Raw genomic sequence first — 20039 nt, forward strand, 5'->3', positions numbered from 1 at the left:
GCAGTGGATCAAGGAAGGCAAGAACGCCGTCAGATGGACGAAGCTCTCCTGCCGGACGTTCAAAGACAACCAAGCTCGGTGTAACCGTACACCAGGACCAGTCATTTCGCTGGGGCTGATTATTTGCTGAGGCGGCGTCGGGCTCGACGCTTGCGTTTGCGGTCAGCGGATTGGCGACGCTCGTCCTGGCGGTACGTTCGAATCGATTCAGGGTGGTCCACTCTCCAGGCGTGCGGTGCCAGCCTGGCCCAGTCCGTCTCGCCGTCAAGGGCACGCTGCAACACGTCGTGCAGGTAAGCAGCTACGTCCAGGTCGTTACGAATCGCCGTACCCACGATCGTCATCAGGTTCGCCGCTCGATCACCAGCGAACACCGATCCTTTGAACATCCAATTCTTGCGACCCGTGGCCACACGTTTCATCAGTTGTTCGCAATCGTTGTTGTCAATCGGGATCGAGGCGTCATCAATAAATCGCGACAAGGCCTTCCAGTGACGACGAATGTACGCAGCGGCTTGACCAAGATTGCTCTTGGGTAAAACACGACCCGGCGACATCTCTTCGCCGGACAAGTACTCTTCGATCAGACCCAGTACATGACGCGACAGGCGGCGGCGACGGGCCAGCCGCTGGGACGCATTGAGCCTCTGGATCTGGTCCTCGACGTCGTAGAGCATCCGAATCCACGATTCGAGCTGAGCGACCTGGAGCGGGAACGCGCTGCGGCACTCGTCAATCTTACGACGCGCATGCGCCCAACACGCGGCGAACGTAATCCGTGAGCCACTTCGAACCTCGATCTTCTGAAAACCCGACCAGCAATCTCCGATCAGGTTGCCCGCGAAATCTCTGAGCACTTCATCCGGTCCGTCCCGGTGACGACTGACCGTGAAGTCAAACGCCACCACCGGAAGACGCGAGGCGTAATAGCCCCACATCTTTGCGTTGATGCTGGGCTTGCCGGCGGCGATCGCGGTTTCCAGCACCTCGCCGATCCGCTGCCCGCGGGGATGCCGGGACAGATCCGGCATCGCGGCGGGAGTAATCAACAACACGCCGGTGTCGTCGCAACCGATCGTTTGATCCTGTTTCAGATAGCTGCGCAGGTGCGCCGCCAGCGGACGAAGTGCAAACTCAACACCCGCTTCGATGTTTTGCAGCGTGCTGCGACTGGGGGTCCAGCCACTGCCGGCGAACAGGTCTTGCTGGCGGTAAAACGGGAGATGATAGAAGTATTTCGCCGCCACGACTTCTACACCGATCGATGGATCGAAACGATGGCCCTCGACCAGTCCGGTCGGCCGCTCAGGACTGAGGATGCCTTGGGTTTTGTCCGCTGGGTGCGCGTACTTGGCATATCTGGTCACCCGCACGCGTAGTTCACTGCGGATCAACTCAAGCGTTTCGACTTCATCGTAGCCGATCAGTTTCAATCCCTCGCGTTGTTCCTTGGGAAGGTCAACGAGTTTCTCATAACGCGGCAGGTGGGCGGGGAATTTACGGTCGTCGGGTCGCGGTCGCCTGGGTTGGCACTTTCGGTTCGATTCAGCGGCGTCCTGGGCAATTTGTTCAGCTTGCCGGATCGCTTCTTCGAGCGCGCTGACCACTTCGGGCGTGACTTCCTCGCCCAGGTCCAGCAGCAACTGACCGGCACCGTCGATTCGCCGTTCGCTCTTACGGCCGTAGAGTTGTTTAAGAAGTTTCTCGATCGTCAGGTTCAGCTCGGTGACTTTCTCATTGAGCTGGTCCTGATTGTCCTTGAGCTGCAAGACCGAGTGGGCCTGTTCTTCGACCAGCTTGTCCTTGAGTGAAAGCTGGGTCGCTTGTTGATTGATCGTTTGTTGCCCGTCATCGACTTGCCTTTGCAACATCGCAATCAAGCGATGGCAGTCTTGGATGTCGTGGGGAAGTGATTCATCAGCCATGATGGACGCATTATAAGAATTCGGACTTTTCGCACTACCCGATGATCAATAAAAAAAGCAAATCCCAACAAAAACCGGCCCGCGAAATAGATTCTCGCCAGGCCGGTTTGCCGAAGGATGTTTTGATGAGGCTGCGACTCAGACCGCAGTCATTCGCTTTCTTCTGTGCCTGGACGACTTCAGCGAAACGCCGGCGATCCACATGGCCAGTTCGACCGAATCGATGGTCACGTGGGTTTTGTCGTCTTCGGGCGTTGGCAGCTCAACGGTACCTTGCTCAAGCCGCCGGTACCATAACGTCAGTCCGCCGGTCTCCCACCACAGGGCTTTGATACGATCGCGTCGGCGGTTCACAAACAGGAATAGAGAACCGTTGAGGACGTTCTGACCCAGCGTCGCGGTGACAATGCCGGTTAAACCGTCGAAGCCGTTACGAAAATCGACCGGCTCGGTGCACAGGTAGATGGGCGTGCCGCTGGGCAAGCCCATCATGAGCGGGCCTCCTGGCTACAGGACGGGATCTCGAATCGAATGCGAATGCCGCCCGGCAGATCGACGGCCATGACAGTGGCCGGTGAGGACGCTGCAAGCGTGACGGGCAGGAAGCCTGCCGGCTTTCTGCCCGTCTGTCGAGGAGGGGCAGACGTGCTGTCGCGAAGCCGTTGATGGTCTCTCCTGGTGGTACCGCGGATCTTCCGCCGGCCGCGGACCTTCCGCCGCCAGTAATAGTAGGACGCTTTTGAGACGTTTTCCGTTTTGGCAGAACTGCGCGACGGTGATTTCAGCCTGGTCGAATCGCTCCAGTCGGTCTGCCCAGACTTGGGCGGTTTCACTCGAATTGTTTTGGACCATGGGATCTCCTGTATGGGAAACGTGAGGAAACCCGAGATTCTAAACCCTGCGCCTACAATGGTTCTGGTGTACGGTTACGCTGAGGCTGGTGACCGCGGTCCTGGTGGAACTCAGCGACGACTGGGAAACCGGCATGAGATACCTGACAATTTAATGCTGATCACAGAGACCGAAGGCCCCGGAAATTTACAGAATGTTTGTTGCTTTATCAAACATCAGAGACAATTGGTGCTTGCAGAACTGCTTCGCGAATTGCTTCTAATTTGTCTTGTGGGGATTTTGGACGTAATGCTTTTTTTGCCAACTCAGTTACTGATATTTGCCCAGCTTCTGGTCTTTCAAGAAAACCATATTTAATTCCTGAACTGACCTCAACTTGATATGGACCTGCAGCACCAACACCGAGGAAAGTCGCAGATTCTTTTACAGAACAAGGCTTACCAGCATTCTGTTCAAGGATCGCTTGAGGGATTCTCAAAGACTTGGACACAGCATGTCTGGGATATTTGGCTGGTGCAGATTTTTGTGGTTTCCCCTTAGAACCTGAGTTATTTTTACTATTACCTTTTGATCTAACTGATTTCTTTTTCATGCCACCGCCCCCCGTTAAAACACAACCCAGTTAACTTAAGAATCGCATTTTAACCCAGATGCAACAAGTGTTCAACATCCTAATATAAACAAAAAAACACACCTCATCTTAATCATAAATTTCTTCATGTAGCAAGTTTGTGATCAACTAATCATATATACCAACCGGTCACCTACAACAACTCATCCTCCACACCACGTTTAATCAACAAATTCGAAGGCACCGCATTCCGATCCAGCATCTTCCGTGCACCTTCCGCCCCCACCACCGGCAGATGTTCCGGGTCGAGCAACCCTGCCTGAACCAGCACCGATGCCTGGTCCCAGTGAATGTGCTCCTCGCTCATCTTGCCCTCTTCAAAGCAGACAATCACGACCACGACAAACTCCAGCCGTCGTCCAGTCGGAGGCACCCCCGGCAGCAGCCAGTACATCTCAACCGAATGCGTGCAGCGAATCACGAATTCATCGACAATCCGATCCAGCCCTACCGTCCGCGTGATCATCTCCATCTCCAGATCGTCCGGCATATTCGGGATGAAATACCGGTCATAAAAGTGATTCAGCTGCCGATGCCCCACGCCCCCCGTAATCGTCGGCACATGATTCACATAAGGCACGTCAGTCATCGTACCGCACGAAGCATCAGCATCCTTCGTCTCAAACTCCGCCGCCAGATGCGCCTCCCACAACACCACCATCGCCCACTGCTCCGGCGTCAATCGTTCGACATCAAATTCATACATCTGCTCCCCCTGTCATTATCCCTGCGCCCCACCACAAAATCCTTTTCGTGTTTTTCGTGCCTTTCGTGGTAGTAAAAAATCCGAGCCCTTAGTGGTGGTCCCACCAGTTCAACAGGTCACCTCTGCCGCACTTCAACCTTCCGCCCGTCCGGATCCTCCACCACAAACACCGGCTCCTGATCGGCTTCATACTGTGAAAGGATCGCAAGCCCGGCGTCTTCCAGGCTCTCTCGCAGATCAGTCTCCAGGTTAACCGCAAATCCCAGCCGAGACCGGTCCGCCGGCTCTCCCTCTTTCAGCGGATAGAGTTCGAACACCATCCCCGCAAACACAGCCGCGTAATGCACAGGACCGGAACCATGCTGCTCCCGCTCAAACACAAGTCCCAGTTGCTCATAAAACCCCCGGCTCACTTCAATATCACGACAACGCAACACCAGTAAATTGAATTTCAGATTCATGCTCAGTTCGACTGTTTTCTACTGCTTGTGATGCAGAATGCTCAACTTCTTCATGGATTCCACTCTGCAGGCGCGGGATCCCAGAAGCTGTCCCTTTAAATTACTTGATCTGGTTACTCTGCTGCGGGCGGAACTGTTTCAGCAGGGGATTCTTTTCTTTGAGAAGTAAACAGTAATGCCACCCCCCCACCTACAATTCCCTGAAATGGTGACAGCCAGAAATTGGATAACAGATACAGGTCAATCGTTTTCATCGGTGCAAATGGCTCGAGTAGAATCGTAACCGATAGAACCAGCAGGTATCCAAAGGAAAGCCACCAGGTGATAATGTAAAAATTCTTTTTTACATTGCGAACGTCATCATTACTGAGCATCGCTTCCGCTCCGAGCACTCCCATCATCAGAGAGAGTGTCGGCACAATCGTCGGAATGAACCAGGACCAGGCTTCTTTGACTTGTTCACCATACCTGCCAAAAATTGACTGGATCACAATGATCAGAAAGAGCATGCCTCCCCAGATAAACCAGATTTTTGAAAGTCCCCAGCGTGCTTCTGAGAGCAAAATACGGTCATTCATAACTTCAACTTTCAGCTGAGATTACTTTGAGTCTCCATGCTGCTTGATCCCTTCAAGCAGTCCCGCCTTTGTCAAATGTTCCAGCCCGGAAAGCTGTCCCGGTAAATTAAATTCGGCCTCCGTTCCTTTTGCCGGTTGCTTGAATTCATATATTAATGCCGTGCATTCATGGCTCTCAGAGTACTCCTGTGCTCCCACATCATCAGGTAAACTGTTTAAACCGCTCTGCAACCAGGCCATCGCTTCTTCCCGTTCTACTTTCTGATCGGTCTGATCAAACAGAACCGGCGTTACAATAAACACGATCACCCGGTAATACCCGGGACTGGCGGTGAACAGAGCGCGAATGTAATCTCCGAGAGAAAATTCACGCATGGGTGCCAAATCAGTCACCCATCGATCGGGTGGCGTTTTAGATTTCCCCTCCTTGTCAAATTGCTCCAGCCTGGTAACCAGAGCAAAACCACCCGGAACAGCAAAATAGCTGCGTTCTGAATAACCTTGATCCGTCAGTGCATCACAAATTTTCTGGTCCACATCTTTGACCAGCACCTGCTTACCGGAACCATCCTGAAAATACGTTTCCGGAATCACGTATTGTGCCGAAGCTTTCGGCGGAGGCCAGGGAAACTCGACAAATTTTTTTCCTTCCTCGACTTTCCCACTCGCACATCCAGAAGGCACAAGCAACACCAAAAGCAGAAACAGGGGATATCGAGACATGATCTATCTCCCAAACTGGCTATGAATTCATGTTACCTGAAACGCAATGTTGCAGCATGTAGTGGTAATTCACACGCCTGTCAGACAGGTCCATGATTGGCACATAAAGAAATGCTGTGAGCAGGTTTCAAAAAAGTGAATTAGATACAGATGATCCCCACCTGAATAAACTTTACAACACCTGATGTTTATATGTCAACAAATTTATTTTACCGCCGGGCGAGCACTGATGGATCATCGAAAGTCAACACGCATTGCTGCCTTCAGCAATATCCCCTTCCGTGCCGTCCGTGGTCACCCGCCACGTTTCCAACGCTGCCGCGCCGCGTCCAGCAGCACCGCAACGATAATCACCGCCCCGGTAATCACGCGTTTGATCGGATCTGTCGCCCCGATCTGGGCCAGCCCCGTCTGCAGCACCGCGATGATGAGCACACCAAAGAATGTATTCACCACCGAACCCCGACCGCCCATCAGGCTCGTCCCGCCAATCACACAGGCTGCGATCGCCGACAGTTCCAGTCCTACCGCCGCGTTCGGGTCGGCCGTCGACAGCCGCGACGTCTGCATCACGCCCGCCAGGCCACACAACAGACCGCTGATCGTAAACACCGCGATCGAGCAGGGGGCCGTCGGAATTCCCGACATCCGCACCGCCTCCGCATTCGTTCCGATCGCCACACAGTAGCGGCCGAACACCGTCCGCGTCAGCAGGTACTGTCCCACCGCCACAATCACCAGTGCAAGCAGAAATGCGGGCGAAAACAGCAGCCCCTTCACAGGCACGCCAATCCATTCAATCGAAGATCCAATGTATTTCGTCTGCGAGTCGGTCAGCAGATACGCGCTTCCCCGCGCCATTTCGAGCATCCCCAGAGTGACAATAAACGAGGGAATCCCCGCCAGCACACTGATCGCGCCATTCAGAGCACCGCACAGGATACCAATCCCCAGGCAGACCGGCACCGCCGCCCACAAAGGCCAGCCCCAGTTGACCATGCACACTCCCAGTACCGCCGACGAGAGCGCCAGCAGCGACCCCACCGATAGATCGATGCCGCCAATAATCAGCACCAGCGTCATCCCCACTGAAATCACCAGCAGATCCGGAATGTTATTCGCCACCGTGACCAGCGTCTGCCGTGACAGAAAATGGTTACTCATCAGGCTGAAGATCAGCACCAGCAGCGCCAGCACTCCCAACAGGCCCGCATATTGAAACAGGGAGTAGGTCAGTCCGCCGCGTGTCTGACTTTCAGACACAACTTCAGAAACAGGGGCAGGGGAGTCTGTCATAAATTCGCTCCTGAAGCAGTCGTTTTCTCTTGTGTTGAATATCCTGAAAAGCAGTCCTGCATGACGGCTTCGTAAGACCAGTCTGCGCGGGTATATTCACTCACCAGCCGCCCCGCCGACATCACACCGATCCGGTCGCAGGTCTCGAACAGCTCTTCCAGATCGCTGCTCACAATCACCAGGGCTTTCCCTTGCTGAGCCAGCTGATCGAACAGCTGGTGAATGTTCCGCCGCGCCGCCACATCGATGCCCCGCGTCGGCTCATCGAACAGAAACACATCCGCATCTTTGAGCAGCCACTTCGCGATCGCCACTTTCTGCTGATTTCCCCCGCTCAACGTTCCCACACTCTGTTCCATATCCCGGGCATGAATCCGCAGCCGCTCCCACTCCGCCTGCACCACAGACGCTTCCCGGCGTCGGTTAATCGCTCCCAGAGCCCCCGACAGACGATCCAGGCTGTTCAACGTCGTATTCACCCGGATCGACTGCGAGAGCAGCAAACCATTCTGCTTGCGGTCCTCGGTCACCATCGCCATTTTCGTCGCCACCGCTTCGTGTGGATGTCCGAATCGACGGGGCACACTCTCGCCCCGCAGAAATACGTCGCCCCGCGTCGCGCGATCGGCTCCGAAGATCAGCCGCACCAGTTCCGTCCGTCCCGCTCCCACCAGCCCCGCGATCCCATACCGTTCCCCCGCCTGCACCGAAAAGCTGACGTCTTCCACAGGTCCGCCGGTCATGCCATTCACACGCAGCAACGTGTTCGCTGTCGTGTGATTCCGATGCTCCTGCAGCGCGTACTGCACCGCCTGCGTTTCTCCCGTCATCAGGTCCACCACCCGCTCGATCGGCTGAAATTCACTCACCGCATGCGTGCTGACATACTTCCCGTCCCGCAGTACTGTCAACCGGTCCGCAATCCGGGCAATCTCATCGAGACGATGACTGATATAAATAATGCCCACGCCCTGCGCACGCAACTCATCCAGCCGCGCAAACAGGCGCTCCGTTTCACCCGCACTCAGCGCCGCCGTCGGCTCATCCAGAATCAGTAGTTCACACTTCCGATCCAACGCTGCCGCGATCTCCAGCATCTGCTGCTGGCCCACTCCCAGGCTCCCGGCGCTCTGATCCGTAGCAATATCCGTAAGCCCGAACCGGTCCAGCGCCGCACGGGCCTGACGCTGCAGCTCCCGGCGATCGATCACGCCCCACCGCTGCGGATAGCGTCCCAGCAGCAGATTCTCGGCCACGGAGAGCGTCGGAATCAGGTTCAGTTCCTGCTGCACAATCTGCACGCCCAGGGACTCCGCCGACCGCTTGTCTGCAGGAGAGTAGGGGACTCCGTTCAACTGCATCTGACCTTCCGTCTGCGGGACCAGGCCGGAAATGATTTTGCACAGCGTACTCTTCCCGGCTCCGTTGGCGCCTACTAGCGCGTGAATCTCGCCCGCGCGCAGCTCAAACGACACACCGTCGAGCACACGCACCACGTAGTCTTTAGAGAGCCCTTCTGCAGAAAACCGCAGCGTCGTGCCCATCATTTCAGAACCTCAGCCGTCACCAGATCGACGGGCGTCTCCCGGTCTTCCAGTTTCGCCTGCGGATCCTTGAGCAGGTTCAGGGCATACTCGATTCCATACACGGCCAGCTGATCGCCGTGCTGATCTGCGGTCGCCAGAATCTGACCGTCCTTAATCGCCTGCTGTACCGCAGCAATGTTATCAAAGCCGACAATCAGCACATCGCCCGCTTTGCCGTTGTTCTTCACCGCCGCCAGGGCCCCCAGCGCCATACTGTCATTCGCCGCCAGGATCGCTTTGACCTTGGGATGTTCGCTCAACATCGACAGCGCCAGTGTATTCGCCATGCTCATTTCCCACTGTGCCGACTGGCTGTCCGCAATCTTGATCTCCGCCGCGCGCATCGCCTCTTCAAAACCGAGCCGCCGCTGCGTCCCGTTAAACGAAGTCCGAATCCCCTCCAGCACGATCACTTCGTCCCCGGCATTCAGCTGCTTCGCCAGATAGTCGCCTACTTTCTTAGCTCCCGCTTTGTTATCGGGACCGACAAACGGGATCTCGATCTTCTCTGCCGCCAGAATTTCCTGATCCAGCTTGTTGTCGATGTTGATCACAACCACGCCCGCTTCACGGGCTCTTCTCAGCGCCGGCACCAGTGCTTTCGAATCCGCGGGGGCAATCACAATCGCATCCACGCCGCTGGCAACCATCTCTTCGACCAGCGCCACCTGGCGGCTCAAATCGCGTTCATCCTTGATCCCGTTGACGACCAGTTCGTATTCGTCGCCATGCTCCTGCTGATGCGTCTCGGCCCCTTTCGCCATCGTCGAGAAGAAATCGTTCGCCAGCGATTTCATGATCAACGCGATCTTCGGCTTCTGATTATTCTCTGATTTCTCCCCCGTCGATTTCGCTGCTTTGTCTGCCGGCTCTGCACAACTCAGCAGCAGACCACAGACTATAAAGACCAGCACAAAACTGGTCCCTTTCCAAAACTGATTCATCGAAGCGCTCCTGTTACTGTCTGGTTAAAAGTGTTTCAATCTGTTCCCGCGTCGGCATCGCCGACTGGGCGCCCGCCCCGGATGCCGCCAGGGCACCCGCCGCCGAAGCAAACCGGACGGCTTCCTTCAAATCGGCCTGTTCCGCCAGTCGGACTGCCAGTCCCGCCGCAAACGCATCCCCGGCAGCCGTCGAGTCGACCGCATCGACTTCAAACGCGGCTACCGTTTCCACGCGCTCGCCATCAAAGATCACCGCCCCCTGATCGGCCAGTGTAATAATCGCCCGTCTTGGCCCCTGCTGTGCCAGGGTCGAAACGAGTGCTTTCGCTTCCTCAACAGAAGCAACAGACTGCCCCAGCAGTGCCGCCGCCTCCGACTGATTCGGACAGATCAGATCCACGTCCAGCAACTCTGCCGGGAAGTGAGCCGGGGCAGGGGCCGGATCCAGGATCACAGGTACCCCCGCCTCCCGCGCGATCGAAGCAGCCGCGATCACAGTCTCCACCGGGACCTCGAGCTGCATCAGCAGTACATCGCTGTCACAGATCACCTGCCGCGCCTGTTCCAGTTCCGCTGGTCCCACCAGGCCGTTGGCTCCGGGGACGACCAGAATCGCGTTTTCGCCGCTCGTCTCCACCATCACCACCGCGACGCCGCTGGTAGTCTCTCGCTTCCGCGAGATGAGTTGCGTCTGCACACCTTCGGCCTCCAGGTTCTGCACCAGTTCCTCTGCGAAACTGTCATCCCCCACGCAGCCGATCATGGTCACCTCCGCTCCCATTCGCGCTGCGGCGACCGCCTGGTTGGCGCCTTTACCTCCGGGGTTCTCGACTTTCGCATCTGCGATCACCGTCTCGCCTGGCAGGGGCAGCTTCGCCGACCGGATCATCAGATCCATGTTGATCGATCCCAGTACGGCGATGCGGGCACGTCGTGTCTCGCTCATCACAGCCTCCCGTTCTTTTTACTTCTGAGGAGGCTGACTGGAGAGCTGCACGAGTGCTTCAATCAGGCGGGCCCGCTGCACATCGTTCAGTTTCAGATAGCGATGCTTTCCTTCCGCTGATTTTTCAAAGGTTGTCAGACCATCCTTCTCAACGGTCACAGTGCCTGCCTCAGACAGATCGAAATACCCCCGGTGCGGAAAGACGCCGTACAGCACGCTGGTCAGATCCCACGTAGGACGATCGTGCGGCGGCGGGATGTACAGAATATAAGCCTCCGCCAGTGGATGATGATCCACATAGTTATAATCTTCCAGGATGCTCTCGTGCGGGTAGGGGACCGAGAGACCAATCTCAAAGCCGCTCCAGACAATCGGCGTCGGCCAGTCTTGCGCCAGTTTCTGCGCCGCTGGAATGTCTTTCACCACGTTGTATTCCCGATGATCGACCATCTTCCCCTTGTGCTGAATCTTCTCAAAGGCCCCCGCCATCACCGACAGCAGTTTCACTTTCTGTTTTACCAGTTGTTCCCCCGTCAGCGGACTGATGTCATCCGCGGGCGACTTGAGCAGATTCGACAGGTTCGTCGAGAACCCGACCTGCGCGATCACCACCGAATGATCTTTCGCCCCCGCCAGTGCCTTCCGCAACACCGTCACAGCTGACGGAATCTGTTTCGGATCCGTCAGATCGTGTGGATACCGCAGCTGGCCGTTGTCTTTCTTTTCCGCCAGCACATTAAACTTGCCAGTCTGTGGAGTCACGCCGCTTTTGCAGATCCCGATCGGCACATCTCCCTTACCGTAAAACGTATTCACGGCATCGGTGAAAGACGCCGCCAGCGGATTGTCTTTTGTAATGGTCACCGCCAGCAGCTTGCAGTCGCCACGGGCCTCCAGCGCATGAATCATGCCCAAAGCGAGGACGTCATCCACATCGTTTCCGATATCGGTGTCAAAGATCAGGGGCACCGGGCGTTCCGGTTCGGCAGCAGTAATCCGGTTCAGCGGCAGTACACAGACCAGGCTGAGCACCGCTGCCGTCAGGGCGAGCATCTGAGGGAATCGTTTCATTGCAGGATGTCCTTCTTCTGGTTGATAAATCGTCCTCGCTCAGGCGGGCGACTGGATGGAAGCCCGCTGAATGAGCTGAACGGGAATCTGATAATGTTTCTGTTCGGGTGGTGAACCGGTCCGGATCTGCTCCAACAGTAATCGAGCCGCCACGCGCCCCAGCTGGTTCACATCCTGGCTCACCGACGAGAGCGGCGCTGCCAGATAAGCGGCGAACGGGTGATCGTCGAAGGCGATCAACGACAGATCACCGGGAATCGCGCGTCCCAGTTCACTGGCCGCCCGCAGTGCCCCCAGTGCATTCTGGTTACTGAAAGCAAACAGTGCGGTTATCTCGGGACGTTCCGTGAGCAAAGTTTTCGCGGCTGCATATCCGGATGCTTCATCAAAATTGTGACCGGCGATCAGGCTCGGATCATACTTCAGTCCCTGGGCCTCCAGGGCGGCCTGCACTCCCGCCAGTCGTTCCCGGTTGGGCAGGGTCTCGGGCAATCCCTGTAATACGCCGATCGTCTCGTGCCCCGCCTCCAGCAGCTGCTGCATCCCCTCCCGGGCTCCCGCCCGATGATCGGACGTCACACTCACCAGCGCGGGATCGTCAAAACCGCGATCGACCAGCACCAGGGGCAGTTTCTGTTTCGCCAGCGATTTTAAATGGCGGTCTTCAATCCCCACCGGACAGACCACCAGCCCTTCAATCTGTCGAGCCTGCAATTGGTCTACCAGCCGGGCCTCGGTCTCACTGTTCTCCTGACTATCCGCCAGCAGCACCGAGTATCCCTGTTCCTCCGCCGCCAGTGTGATCTCGCGTGCTATCGCCGCAAAGAAGGGGTTCGCCACATTGGGCAGTACCACGCCCAGAAGTTTCGTCTTCTGTGACCGCAATGACCGCGCCAGCAGGCTGGGGGAGAACTGCAGCTTCTGCGCTGCTTTCCGCACCAACTGCTCCGTACTGCTGCTGATTCGATACGCCTCCGCCTTACCGGAGAGTGCCCGTGACGCCGTCGACACGCTCACCCCGGCAGCGGCAGCCACCTCTTTCAACGTAACCGGTTTATTGCTGAACTGACTCATGGAAACCCTTTGCACAATCGTTTGTGCATAATACCAGATCAGCAGCGAAGATCAAGCATAACAGGGGTTTTCAGATTTTGAAATCAAACCAAGTGCGGCGTAGGGGCTGGCCTGTGTGCCTGCCCGCCTCGCGACATTCAAACCAGCTTACGCTTTAAACGGAGCCGGAGACCACTTTCAAAAAAAGACACAAACCAGATCAACACAGCGGGCCACCACACAGGGTGGCCCCTACGATGATTTACGGAACCTCAATACCAGGTGCTCCCGGATGTAATCCGGTATTGCCGCAGGCAACAGGAGGTCACAGGGAGCACGCTGACTGCATAAAAAACGCGCCTCACCCTGGAGAAATCATACAGATTGGAGCGGCCCGAAAAAGGGGAATATCCGCCACCAGATGATCTCTACCAAAAGACGACTGATCAACGTCAGCCCCATCCTCCACTCACTCATCCAGCGGAAACTCTTCCAGAATCCGACGGGCCGGCTCTATGTCTCCCGCCAGGAGCAGGGCGGCGGCTTCATCCAGTTTCGCCGTCACTGTCTGCTCACCCGCATACTGTTTCTTGAGTCGATACCACAACACCGGCAGCCGTAAATCGTGGGCCGTCCCTGTAACTTTCCGAGGATACCGGACATCAATAAACGAACGGATAATTTCCAGATTCCGATAGCCCCCCTGTGCCTGAGGTTCCACCACGGTCCCCTCGCCATAATCGTTCCAGGTCGCGACCTGAATCAGCGGCGTCTTGCTCTCGGCTGCCAGTTGCAACGTTTCCTGTAAGGTCTTTCCATCCCGAGCGTCGATTGATCCATAGCTCTCATGCAGGCCCGCCTGCTGATAGATATCATGAAATCCGGGAAAGGCAACTGATATAACCGTCTCCTGTGGCGCTCGTGCGTAGTACTCAGTGAGCCGTTTCCGCCACATTTCAGGCGTGACCGTTTTCCCGCCCGAAACAGGGGGCCAGGCAAAGAGTCCGTCCAGCCCGGCGGGTTGAACCAGATGCGGCAATCCACAGATCAGCGGTGCATGCTTCAAGCCGGACCTCAATTCTTTCCACTGTGATTGATTTAAATACTGAGGACCGAATACCAGCAGCAGAGGCTTACCTTCAACCTGCAGATAAGCGTCATCGCCAAACCAGTGCTCGTCGAGCCAGCTGATCACTGATTTTCCCTGCGCTATCACCTGAGAAGCCGGAATCTGTTTTCCCTCCACCAGATGTTTGAGTGTCTGGTCTTCGTAACAGATCGCGAACTTCAAACCGGCCCGTTTCACAAATTTGATCAGGTGCTGCATGTTACGGTGCACCAATCCATAATCGCGAAAATCCGTGATCCCGTACCAGTCGATGATTACCCCCTCAATCCCCGCCAGCTTCATGAGCAAGACCTGACACTCCAGCACATCGGGATCATTCGAATCATACAGTCCAATGACGGGGGGATCATGCGTGGCCGCTTCTCTGATCCCTTTACCAGCCAGCTTGTCCGGATTGAAATGCCCCATCGTCCAGTGCCAGCCCCATTGTCCGCTGACCGGCTTTGTCGCATACCAGGGCATGTAATGCACGAAGACCGGTTGCTCAGCGTGTGCAGAGATCTGAGACAGCAGAAACACCAAAAGCATGCTGCCCGCAGACAGCATGCTTTTGAACCAAGATGGAAACCTGAAACGCAGCCAGTTCACAATTATTTCAATCCTACACAATATAAGTGCTTGCGGGTCCGAATAAACAACCGCCCATCAGCAATCGCCGGGGTTCCCAGAATCGAATCCCCCATGTCGTTCTTGGCGATGATCTTCTGCTCGGGGCCGTCTTCCAGCACCACGATCTTGCCGTTCTCACCGGCCACATAGATCTTCCCGTCTCCATAAATCGGAGAGGCGAAGTATTCGCATTCGTTCTGGATCCGCTTCGGGCCCCAGACCTTCTTGCCTTTGTCGATCTCGTAACAGGTCGAAATCCCGCCCCCCTTGATCAGCAGCATCCGCTTATCGGTCACCAGGGGAGAGACAATATGGTCGGTGTACTTTGTCTTATGCTTCCAGAGCAGGTGCGATTTCGTCACGTCCCCGCGACCGCCCCCTTTGACGGCCAGCACAAATTCCTGGGCCGGTTCTTCTCCGAACTTGGCGCCCGCCTCGTTGCCGGGCGGCAGAAACGCGATGTCCAGTTCTTCCCCTTCCAGCGCGCCATCCTTATTCAGGTCGCCCCGGTCGAAGGTCTTCTTGTAAAATGCTTCGGGCACTTTGGTCTTACCGACGAAGGCCTGAATCTCATCCTTGGTCACTTTACCATCGCTGTTACCGGTCTCCCAGCGGTCGATCGAAGCCAGCCACTGATTGGCAATCCCGCCACTCTGCAGCGAGACATAAATAATCCCGTCCCGGCTCACCGGCGTGGTTTTGATATTCCGCAGCAGGGTGCGGGCGCTCCACAGCCGCTTCCCGGTCTTCGGATCGTAGCCGATCAGCTTCCCGGTCCCCGCGACTACAATCTCATCCCCTTTGTCTGTTTCACAGATCACCGGATGCGAATAGTTCACCGCCTGGTCACTGCGATCATCTTTCCAGACGATCTTGCCCGTCTTTTTATCGAATGCATAAAACGCCGGCGCCAGGTCGTCGTCCTGACAGAACAGTACCAGATCCTTATACAGCGTGGGCGACATTCCCGCGCCCCACTTGAAAACAAAATAGGGCACCGGCAGTTCCTGTTTCCAGACATCCGCGCCCGTCTCGGCATCGACGGCCAGCATCCCCAGCGTGCTGAAGTAGAAGTAAACCCGCTCGTCATCGGCAGCCGGTGTAGTCGCTGCAAAACTGTTGGTTTTGTGAATCTCCAGCAGTTCGCCCGTATCCCAGGTCCGCTCCCACAGTTTCTTACCGGTCTCGGCATCGAAGGCATACAGACCGACTTTCTCCTTATCGACCATTCCCGACGTAAACACGCGCCCCGCCGCGACGACCGGGCAACCGATGCCATCGCCCAGCTCTGCTGACCAGATCACATTTTTCTGATCGTCGAACTCGGCCGGCAGCGCCTTCTTTGAAGTGGAGACACCAGAACAGTTCGGCCCGCGAAACTGGGGCCAGTCCTCTGCCTGCACGGGAGCAATCCCGCTTAACCCGGTGAAACATAAAATCTGTAAAGCAAGTAACAGTCCCCGATTCCGTAACGAAAGCATTCCCTGAATCTCCTGCAAGCTGAAAGAGAGATGACGTAGCGCACTAAACTCGATTCTTCAGTATGAAATTAATCAGGCTCCAATTTACCCACCCTGTGCTGCAAAACCTACCACCGAATTTCACTTTTTTGCGTCCCGGAAAAACACATAAAAAAACCTGCATATCATAGAGACAGCCTGTCGATGACTTGTTAGAATGGTGCGGCAGAATATTCAGGTCGCCTCACCGGATATTCGCACTGCTGGCACGAGCAGGAATCGAATTCACGTATCAGACTGAATTGAACGAAAGGTTTATCCCATGTTCTCGATTCTGAATCAGCCCCAGCGCGCCGCGGGAAGAATGTCCCGCCGCGATGTTCTGACCACCGGTGGAGCAGGGCTCCTCGGCCTCTCACTCCCGAAAATGCTGCAGGCGGAACAGCAGCAGATTGTGAACCCCTTTCAGGGCGGACGGGCGAAATCAGTCATCTTCCTCTTCCTCTTCGGCGGCCCGAGCCAGCTCGAAACGTTCGACATGAAGCCGGAAGCCCCCAGCGAAATTCGCGGTCCCTTCCAGCCCATTGCCTGCCGTACCCCGGGTCTGCTCATCAGCGAACATCTGCCGCGACTGGCGAATGTCTCCGATAAATTTTCCGTCGTTCGCAGTATGACGCACACGTTCAACGACCACAGTGGCGGCGGTCACTATGTCCAGACAGGCAAGCGCTGGCACCTTCCCATCGGCGGCGGATTCGATGCGACTCCCAAAGACTGGCCTTCGATGGGTTCGGTCGTCGAATACCTGACTCAGCATTCCCCTGGCGGACTCGATCGCGATCTGCCCAACTACACCGTACTCCCCAATCGACTCGGACGCCTGCAGGCCGGCGGTCGCTATCTGCGTCCCGGTGAATACGCGGGCTGGCTCGGACGGGCTTACAATCCGCTTTCCACCACCGTCGACAGCCGCGACTCGACCGACAATCCCTACTGGCGCAATTGCACCGACGAGGAACTCAGCTACGAAATCGAAGGGCTCGCTCCCGAAGTCCCCCTCTCGACCATCCAGCGGCGCATCGATCTGCTCAAACACTTCGACCTCATGAAACGCAACTTCGACAAAGAAGATGCCCAGATTTTTGACCGCTTCCGGCAACGGGCGCTCGCCCTTTTGACTTCCGACAACACCCGCAATGCCCTCGACATCAAGCAGGAGCCCGACCAGCTCCGTGACCAGTACGGTCGGCACCTGTTCGGCCAGTCCTGCCTGATGGCCCGCCGCCTCGTCGAAGCGGGTGTGCGGTTCGTCACCGTGCATTACGACTGTGTCGACGGCTACAGTTGGGATTCGCACCGTAACAGTGACGACGTCCAGCACAACCTGCTCCCGACCTTCGATCAGGGCTGTGCCGCACTGCTGGCTGATCTGGAACAGCGGGGCCTGCTCGACGAAACACTCGTCGTCGCTCTGGGTGAGATGGGGCGTACCCCCAAACCCAATAAAAGCTGGGGCCGCGGACACTGGAGCCAGCTCTTCCCGGCACTGCTCGCCGGTGCCGGCATCCAGGGAGGCACCACCTACGGCAGTTCCGACCGCCAGGCCACTAAACCGATTGAGCATCCCACCACCCCCGAAGACCTCGCCGCCACCATCTACTGGGCACTGGGCATCGATCCGGGACTGATGCTCCCCGACTCCCTCGACCGCCCGATCCCCATCAACGACGGCGGCGAACCCCTCAAACAGCTTTTCAGTTAAACCTGTATTCAATGTGCCTCCAGCGTAGGGGCAGGCCTGTGTGCCTGCCCGCCTTTCGACGTCACATCGACAGTGAAACACACCCATGGTCCCCAGATAAACGTCCCCCGGTAGCACCGGATGTAATCCGGTATTGCCACAGGCAACAGGAAACTGACAGAGCAACATTTCAAATGTCCCAAAACACTCCCATCCTCTGATCTGTCACGTGCCACTGCTCGGCTTGCCCGACAGTGCTTCCAGTATGAACATTTCTCACCTCAACGGGTCACCCCGAATACAATTCGGGGCGAGCACCGCGAGCAGGAAACTGACAGAGCAACATTTCAAATGTCCCAAAACACTCCCATCCTCTGATCTGTCGCGTGCCACTGCTCGGCTTGCCCGACAGTGCTTTCAGAATGAACATTTCCCACCTCAACATATCCTCCTCACCACTGAATAAACTGGACTGGACCCGCACCTGCATCTGACCAGAATGCCCTGTTATGCGTCGCGCGCGCGAGTCACACAAACTTTTCACCGGAACAGCAGACACCGGTTGCCGAGGAACACCATAAAACCCACTGGTTTCAGAGCAATTTGCCAAACGACTGCTCATTCACCCACCTCCATTTCGGTCAAGTTTCGACGCTTATTGACCGCTTAAAACCGCTTATTGCCTTTATATCCCGCAAACGAACACACGTTACCGCATAACAAATCACCTTCACACAAGGAGAAAGCTTTCGCTGTATTTAGGAGCTCCCAAATCCGTGTGGCACTGTTGGCTCGCCAACAGTGATCGAGAGCTATCTCAACAATTACCATCAATGTACCACTTACGATATTAAGAAATCGGGTACCCCCGAATGGAATTCGGGGCGAGCGCAGCGAGCAGGAAACCAGCAGGACAGCCTCACAGATCCCGAGAGACCTCCCATCATTTCAATAATGTCAGCTGCCACGGAAAATCATACCGATAGGCCTCCTCCAGAATAGTGCAAACCCACCAGCGCACTGGCGGCACCTGTCAAAGTGTCAGTTCGATTGACAACTGGATCGCAATCCACGGAATTCCTTGCATTCCGCCTCCCGATCAGCTTCAATCGTAGTTATACCGTCAATCCCCACAGCCAACTCCAAACTGACAAAGGTTTCCCATGCTGCGCTCCCTGATCACCGCCTGCCTGTTTTCCACCACAGTCTGTTTCGCCGCAGATGCGACCCCCAAATTCAAACCGCAGACCATCGACGACACCGTCGAAATCGGTTACGGCACCGCCATCGGCGATGTCAACGGGGATGGCAAACCGGATATCCTGCTGGCCGACAAGAAAGAATTCGTCTGGTACCAGAACCCGACCTGGCAGCGGCATGTCATCGCTGAAAACCTGACGGAGCGCGACAACGTCTGCATCGCGGCTCGCGATATTGACGGCGACGGGAAAGTCGAAATCGCCGTCGGCGGACAATGGAATCCCGGCGACACCCTGAATTCCGGCGCGGTCTTCTACCTCGATCCACCAGCCGACCGCACACAACTCTGGGAACCGATCCCGCTCCCCAACCAGCCGGTTATCCATCGTATGCGGTGGGTTAAACTGGAAGACAACAAATTCGCACTCGTCGTCTCCCCGTTACACGGTAAAGGGAACAAAAAAGGGGAAGGGGCCGGCGTCAAACTGATCGCCTACGAAAAGCCCGCCAACCCCCAAGACACCTGGAAGCAGACCGTCATCGAAGACACCATGCACATCACCCACAACCTGGATCCCGCCCAGTGGCTGCCGGATACGCCCGCCGAAGAAATTCTCTACGCCGGTCGCGAAGGAGCCATGCTGCTGACTTACGAGAACGGGAAATGGTCCACACAGAAATTCCCCCTCATCGAAGGGAGTGGAGAAATCCGCATGGGCCAGTTGTCTGCAGACAGTCCATTCATCGCCACCATCGAACCACTGCACGGCGACCGTCTGGTACTCTATCAAACCGCACCTGGGCAGAAGAAAATCAGCAAACGTCAAATCCTGGATGACAACATCAAAGCCGGTCACGCCATCGCTACCGCAGACCTGTTCGGCGACGGCCAGCAGGAAATCGTGGCGGGCTGGCGCACGCCCAACAAGGACCAGAAGGTCGGCGTTAAAGTCTACTGGGCCACCGACGCATCAGGCAAACACTGGAAGTCGGCCTGGATCGATGACAACGGCATGGCCTGTGAAGACATCCGCCTGGGCGACCTGAACGGCGACGGCAAAATTGACATCGTCGCCGCCGGTCGCAATTCCCACAACCTGAAGATCTACTGGAACGAATCGAAATAAC

Annotated in this window: 18 protein-coding genes; 2 read left to right on the forward strand and 16 right to left on the reverse strand. The window is 56.2% G+C overall.

What is annotated here, in order from left to right:
- Positions 1 to 119: 119 nt before the first annotated feature.
- From tnpC to Enr10x_RS13035, 16 genes are all read right to left on the reverse strand, one after another.
- Positions 120 to 1925, reverse strand: coding sequence for an IS66 family transposase (tnpC, locus tag Enr10x_RS12960; RefSeq protein WP_145447814.1), 1806 nt, complete (start codon positions 1923 to 1925; stop codon positions 120 to 122).
- 138 nt (positions 1926 to 2063) lie between these two features.
- Entirely contained in the window at positions 2064 to 2417 is a 354-nt protein-coding gene (gene tnpB / locus Enr10x_RS12965; protein ID WP_145447815.1) for an IS66 family insertion sequence element accessory protein TnpB, read from the reverse strand.
- Positions 2414 to 2758 carry a hypothetical protein gene (locus tag Enr10x_RS12970; RefSeq protein WP_145447816.1) on the reverse strand — a complete coding sequence of 115 codons (345 nt, stop codon included), beginning with the start codon at positions 2756 to 2758 and terminating at the stop codon, positions 2414 to 2416. Before Enr10x_RS12970 ends, tnpB begins: the two co-directional genes overlap by 4 nt.
- 227 nt (positions 2759 to 2985) lie before the next feature.
- Entirely contained in the window at positions 2986 to 3369 is a 384-nt protein-coding gene (locus Enr10x_RS12975; RefSeq protein ID WP_197997591.1) for a hypothetical protein, read from the reverse strand.
- Between the two features lie 172 nt (positions 3370 to 3541).
- The gene (locus Enr10x_RS12980; protein ID WP_145449698.1) at positions 3542 to 4114 is read right to left on the reverse strand and encodes an ester cyclase; all 573 of its coding nucleotides are present in this window, start codon (positions 4112 to 4114) and stop codon (positions 3542 to 3544) included.
- Between the two features lie 116 nt (positions 4115 to 4230).
- Positions 4231 to 4575, reverse strand: coding sequence for a VOC family protein (locus tag Enr10x_RS12985; RefSeq protein ID WP_197997592.1), 345 nt, complete (start codon positions 4573 to 4575; stop codon positions 4231 to 4233).
- A 113-nt stretch (positions 4576 to 4688) separates the two neighbouring features.
- Entirely contained in the window at positions 4689 to 5153 is a 465-nt protein-coding gene (locus Enr10x_RS12990; RefSeq protein ID WP_145449700.1) for a hypothetical protein, read from the reverse strand.
- Between the two features lie 21 nt (positions 5154 to 5174).
- Positions 5175 to 5876, reverse strand: coding sequence for a hypothetical protein (locus Enr10x_RS12995; RefSeq protein WP_145449703.1), 702 nt, complete (start codon positions 5874 to 5876; stop codon positions 5175 to 5177).
- 294 nt (positions 5877 to 6170) lie between these two features.
- Positions 6171 to 7172: an ABC transporter permease gene (locus Enr10x_RS13000; RefSeq protein ID WP_145449706.1), complete on the reverse strand. Its 1002-nt coding sequence runs from the start codon at positions 7170 to 7172 to the stop codon at positions 6171 to 6173.
- Complete coding sequence (locus Enr10x_RS13005; protein WP_145452659.1) at positions 7169 to 8716, reverse strand: sugar ABC transporter ATP-binding protein; 1548 nt, start codon at positions 8714 to 8716, stop codon at positions 7169 to 7171. Before Enr10x_RS13005 ends, Enr10x_RS13000 begins: the two co-directional genes overlap by 4 nt.
- Positions 8716 to 9702: a sugar ABC transporter substrate-binding protein gene (locus tag Enr10x_RS13010; protein ID WP_145449709.1), complete on the reverse strand. Its 987-nt coding sequence runs from the start codon at positions 9700 to 9702 to the stop codon at positions 8716 to 8718. Before Enr10x_RS13010 ends, Enr10x_RS13005 begins: the two co-directional genes overlap by 1 nt.
- A 13-nt stretch (positions 9703 to 9715) precedes the next feature.
- Positions 9716 to 10648 carry a ribokinase gene (gene rbsK, locus Enr10x_RS13015; RefSeq protein WP_145449712.1) on the reverse strand — a complete coding sequence of 311 codons (933 nt, stop codon included), beginning with the start codon at positions 10646 to 10648 and terminating at the stop codon, positions 9716 to 9718.
- An 18-nt stretch (positions 10649 to 10666) separates the two neighbouring features.
- Positions 10667 to 11719, reverse strand: coding sequence for a nucleoside hydrolase (locus Enr10x_RS13020; protein WP_145449715.1), 1053 nt, complete (start codon positions 11717 to 11719; stop codon positions 10667 to 10669).
- A gap of 39 nt (positions 11720 to 11758) precedes the next feature.
- Positions 11759 to 12793, reverse strand: a complete 1035-nt coding sequence (locus Enr10x_RS13025) for a LacI family DNA-binding transcriptional regulator (RefSeq protein ID WP_145449718.1) — start codon at positions 12791 to 12793, stop codon at positions 11759 to 11761.
- 448 nt (positions 12794 to 13241) lie between these two features.
- Positions 13242 to 14429 carry a glycoside hydrolase family 71/99-like protein gene (locus Enr10x_RS13030; protein WP_197997594.1) on the reverse strand — a complete coding sequence of 396 codons (1188 nt, stop codon included), beginning with the start codon at positions 14427 to 14429 and terminating at the stop codon, positions 13242 to 13244.
- Between the two features lie 62 nt (positions 14430 to 14491).
- On the reverse strand, positions 14492 to 15991 hold the full coding sequence (locus Enr10x_RS13035) for an outer membrane protein assembly factor BamB family protein (protein WP_145449724.1): 1500 nt from the start codon (positions 15989 to 15991) through the stop codon (positions 14492 to 14494).
- Between the two features lie 301 nt (positions 15992 to 16292).
- Here Enr10x_RS13035 and Enr10x_RS13040 point away from each other — a divergent pair, with 301 nt between their 5' ends.
- Both Enr10x_RS13040 and Enr10x_RS13045 read left to right on the forward strand, forming a co-directional pair.
- Positions 16293 to 17732, forward strand: a complete 1440-nt coding sequence (locus tag Enr10x_RS13040; RefSeq protein ID WP_145449727.1) for a DUF1501 domain-containing protein — start codon at positions 16293 to 16295, stop codon at positions 17730 to 17732.
- A 1142-nt stretch (positions 17733 to 18874) separates the two neighbouring features.
- A complete protein-coding gene (locus Enr10x_RS13045) occupies positions 18875 to 20038 on the forward strand; it encodes an FG-GAP repeat domain-containing protein (protein WP_145449730.1) in 1164 nt (387 codons plus the stop codon).
- Position 20039: the final 1 nt, after the last annotated feature.

Source organism: Gimesia panareensis (assembly GCF_007748155.1).
GTDB classification, from domain to species: Bacteria; Planctomycetota; Planctomycetia; order Planctomycetales; family Planctomycetaceae; genus Gimesia; species Gimesia panareensis.

Coding starts and splice junctions, on each gene's coding strand:
- tnpC (WP_145447814.1), bottom strand. CDS start 1,925: ATGGCTGATGAATCACTTCCCCACGACATCCAAGACTGCCATCGCTTG.
- tnpB (WP_145447815.1), bottom strand. CDS start 2,417: ATGATGGGCTTGCCCAGCGGCACGCCCATCTACCTGTGCACCGAGCCG.
- Enr10x_RS12975 (WP_197997591.1), bottom strand. CDS start 3,369: ATGAAAAAGAAATCAGTTAGATCAAAAGGTAATAGTAAAAATAACTCA.
- Enr10x_RS12980 (WP_145449698.1), bottom strand. CDS start 4,114: ATGTATGAATTTGATGTCGAACGATTGACGCCGGAGCAGTGGGCGATG.
- Enr10x_RS12985 (WP_197997592.1), bottom strand. CDS start 4,575: ATGAATCTGAAATTCAATTTACTGGTGTTGCGTTGTCGTGATATTGAA.
- Enr10x_RS12990 (WP_145449700.1), bottom strand. CDS start 5,153: ATGAATGACCGTATTTTGCTCTCAGAAGCACGCTGGGGACTTTCAAAA.
- Enr10x_RS12995 (WP_145449703.1), bottom strand. CDS start 5,876: ATGTCTCGATATCCCCTGTTTCTGCTTTTGGTGTTGCTTGTGCCTTCT.
- Enr10x_RS13000 (WP_145449706.1), bottom strand. CDS start 7,172: ATGACAGACTCCCCTGCCCCTGTTTCTGAAGTTGTGTCTGAAAGTCAG.
- Enr10x_RS13005 (WP_145452659.1), bottom strand. CDS start 8,716: ATGGGCACGACGCTGCGGTTTTCTGCAGAAGGGCTCTCTAAAGACTAC.
- Enr10x_RS13010 (WP_145449709.1), bottom strand. CDS start 9,702: ATGAATCAGTTTTGGAAAGGGACCAGTTTTGTGCTGGTCTTTATAGTC.
- rbsK (WP_145449712.1), bottom strand. CDS start 10,648: ATGAGCGAGACACGACGTGCCCGCATCGCCGTACTGGGATCGATCAAC.
- Enr10x_RS13020 (WP_145449715.1), bottom strand. CDS start 11,719: ATGAAACGATTCCCTCAGATGCTCGCCCTGACGGCAGCGGTGCTCAGC.
- Enr10x_RS13025 (WP_145449718.1), bottom strand. CDS start 12,793: ATGAGTCAGTTCAGCAATAAACCGGTTACGTTGAAAGAGGTGGCTGCC.
- Enr10x_RS13030 (WP_197997594.1), bottom strand. CDS start 14,429: ATGCTTTTGGTGTTTCTGCTGTCTCAGATCTCTGCACACGCTGAGCAA.
- Enr10x_RS13035 (WP_145449724.1), bottom strand. CDS start 15,991: ATGCTTTCGTTACGGAATCGGGGACTGTTACTTGCTTTACAGATTTTA.
- Enr10x_RS13040 (WP_145449727.1), top strand. CDS start 16,293: ATGTTCTCGATTCTGAATCAGCCCCAGCGCGCCGCGGGAAGAATGTCC.
- Enr10x_RS13045 (WP_145449730.1), top strand. CDS start 18,875: ATGCTGCGCTCCCTGATCACCGCCTGCCTGTTTTCCACCACAGTCTGT.